The 2,118-nt window shown below is 43.2% G+C and carries 4 protein-coding genes; all 4 read left to right on the top strand.

The window, feature by feature from the left end; translation table 11 throughout:
- The coding region (locus tag AC1DUA_RS35015; RefSeq protein WP_477504123.1) for an S-Ena type endospore appendage at positions 1–506 on the top strand (506 nt) is incomplete at its 5' end.
- Positions 507–637: 131 nt separating this feature from the next.
- Complete coding sequence (locus AC1DUA_RS35010) at positions 638–970, top strand: S-Ena type endospore appendage (protein ID WP_477504122.1); 333 nt, start codon at positions 638–640, stop codon at positions 968–970.
- 127 nt (positions 971–1,097) lie between these two features.
- Entirely contained in the window at positions 1,098–1,274 is a 177-nt protein-coding gene (locus AC1DUA_RS35005; protein WP_164819425.1) for a hypothetical protein, read from the top strand.
- A 42-nt stretch (positions 1,275–1,316) separates the two neighbouring features.
- On the top strand, positions 1,317–2,075 hold the full coding sequence (locus AC1DUA_RS35000) for a hypothetical protein (RefSeq protein ID WP_477504121.1): 759 nt from the start codon (positions 1,317–1,319) through the stop codon (positions 2,073–2,075).
- Positions 2,076–2,118: the final 43 nt, after the last annotated feature.

Genomic DNA, 2,118 nt, shown 5'->3' with positions numbered 1-2,118 from the left:
CTAAAAAGATGATCTGTAGAAAGAGGAAAACATCTCCACTTCGAAAACCACTCGTAACGGATGAAATATGCGGCAGCATTTCTCAAGAAAGCAATGGAGAAAGCGTGCAATACTGGCGGACAGCTAATACGGGGCGCAATCTTCCTTTTGGAACGATTACGGTACGGAACCAGAGTCCACATTGTACGTTGACGGTTAAAGCAGATACAACAGGGGATGGGCTTTCCGATGTCACCTTGTTCACACTAACGGAACTTAATCAAACGAAATCAATTACATTGGGAGCTGTCGCAAGCCTGGAAATAAGCTCCTCAAGCTCTGCAGAGCTTAAAAGCGTAGGCCAATTCTCCATCACTGCACATTATTTTGCTATAAAAAAACGTAAGAATCCTAAGAAAAAAATAACCGTTATTAAGCCTCGACCACAGATCATAAATGACATCCCACGCAAAGACGAGATCTGCCTAGTAAAAGAAGAAACGGAGCAAATCACCTGTAAATCATAGAGTTGCTAGGTAGATGAACATATTTCTAAATATAGACGAGCTGCTATGTTAGTATCTATACCAACTACAATCATCCAGCATTAATAGTAAAGTAATGATTTAACAAACTAAGATCCGTAGGAGATGATTGTATGCCTTGTCTATGCAACAACAGGGGTTCTTTTAATGACGATATTTGCGGCACGTTTATGATAACTGCCGGCATGTCATTAACCGTGTACGCGATTGATACTTCAGCTCCTGCCATCCCGCCATTGCCAATTAGCGGTTCTGTTAGTGTAAAAGCATCAAGTGGAGGAAACGTAGATGTGACCATTCGCAACTCAATTGGAGCATCTATTGATACCTTTACGGTGCCAGTAGGCAGTACATTCACAAGAACTTACGGTGATATTGGGTTTGTAGCTCTCTTGAATAATTCGTCTTCAGCTTCAGGGGAATATGGTCTCTCCCTTCACTACTAGCACCGACCAAAAAACAAGTTGCCTGAAGGCAGCTTGTTTTTATCATTTCAGCCGAAGCCACCTCATGCGAACTTTTGGACGATTGTGTTATAATAATTCATATCAACTTATTTGGAGGCATTTTGGCATGAAAATATACGTCATTCTCTCTTTCGACGGCGAAGAAATGGAAAATGTTTATGTAGGTACCGACGAGGAGAAAGCGCTATCGTTCACGCCTGCTGATTTTGATAATAGCGAAGCCCTATTTGTGGAAATATGGGAAGACGGCGAGAAAACGGATGACTTCCGATTAGAACAATAATGGAACCTTATTTTATAGATACATAGAAAGGCGGCACCGAACATGGTACTTGCATTCACCATTCAGCCCGAAAACTACACAACCTTCGAGGATGAAACCGAGCAACTGGAGCAGTGCAAAGAATGGGGCTTGCTCTCTGAGAAAGCGGCCAAAACGAAAGCATTTTACTACAAAAACAACGGCATGAACTTGCCTTGCGACATCGTCGGCTTGGTGGATAAAATGACGGCTGTCATTGCATTCGACAATAAACAGCTGCATTGCATTCACCCTTCCTATCTGAAGGAGATGCAAGCGGCCAATTACAGCCAAAGACTTACAGTTGCAGCAGATGAGACTGCTGGAACTGAAGTTGCAGAGCCTGAAACCGAAGCATCGGCTATAGTGGAATCTATAGCAGATGAATCCGCTTCTGCCGAGCAAGAGGCCGAAGAAGTAAAGGCTCCGAAAACAAAACAGCCGAAAGAGAAAGCAGCAAAAAAAGAGAAGGCGCCAAAGCTTGAGCTGCCTGAAGATAAAGTGAAAATGATAGCAACGGTCCAAGAATTCACAACCGTCCCGAACAATTTCTCCGATAATGACGATGAGGTCATTATTTATGAAGCTGTTGCTATTACAGATCCTGCGATGGAGATCGGCACAGCTTGGTCAAGTCACAGCAACACGTTGAAAAAGCTGGAGCTCGAAGTCGGAGATACCGTCACTTTTGAATGCAAAATCGTAGCTAAGAAGCTTAGCAAGCATCCTGTGCCTTACAAAATTAACAATCCTGCCAAAATGCAAAAGGTAACGGCGGAGTAAGATCAGCATCTGACTAAGGGAACTAGAGTCCTCTATTTGGAGA

Source organism: Paenibacillus sp. 01T422 (assembly GCF_056398785.1).
The sequence above is the reverse complement of the archived record's forward strand: the minus strand, read 5'-3'. Positions and strand labels throughout refer to the sequence as shown.

Coding starts and splice junctions, on each gene's coding strand:
- AC1DUA_RS35010 (WP_477504122.1), top strand. CDS start 638: ATGCCTTGTCTATGCAACAACAGGGGTTCTTTTAATGACGATATTTGC.
- AC1DUA_RS35005 (WP_164819425.1), top strand. CDS start 1,098: ATGAAAATATACGTCATTCTCTCTTTCGACGGCGAAGAAATGGAAAAT.
- AC1DUA_RS35000 (WP_477504121.1), top strand. CDS start 1,317: ATGGTACTTGCATTCACCATTCAGCCCGAAAACTACACAACCTTCGAG.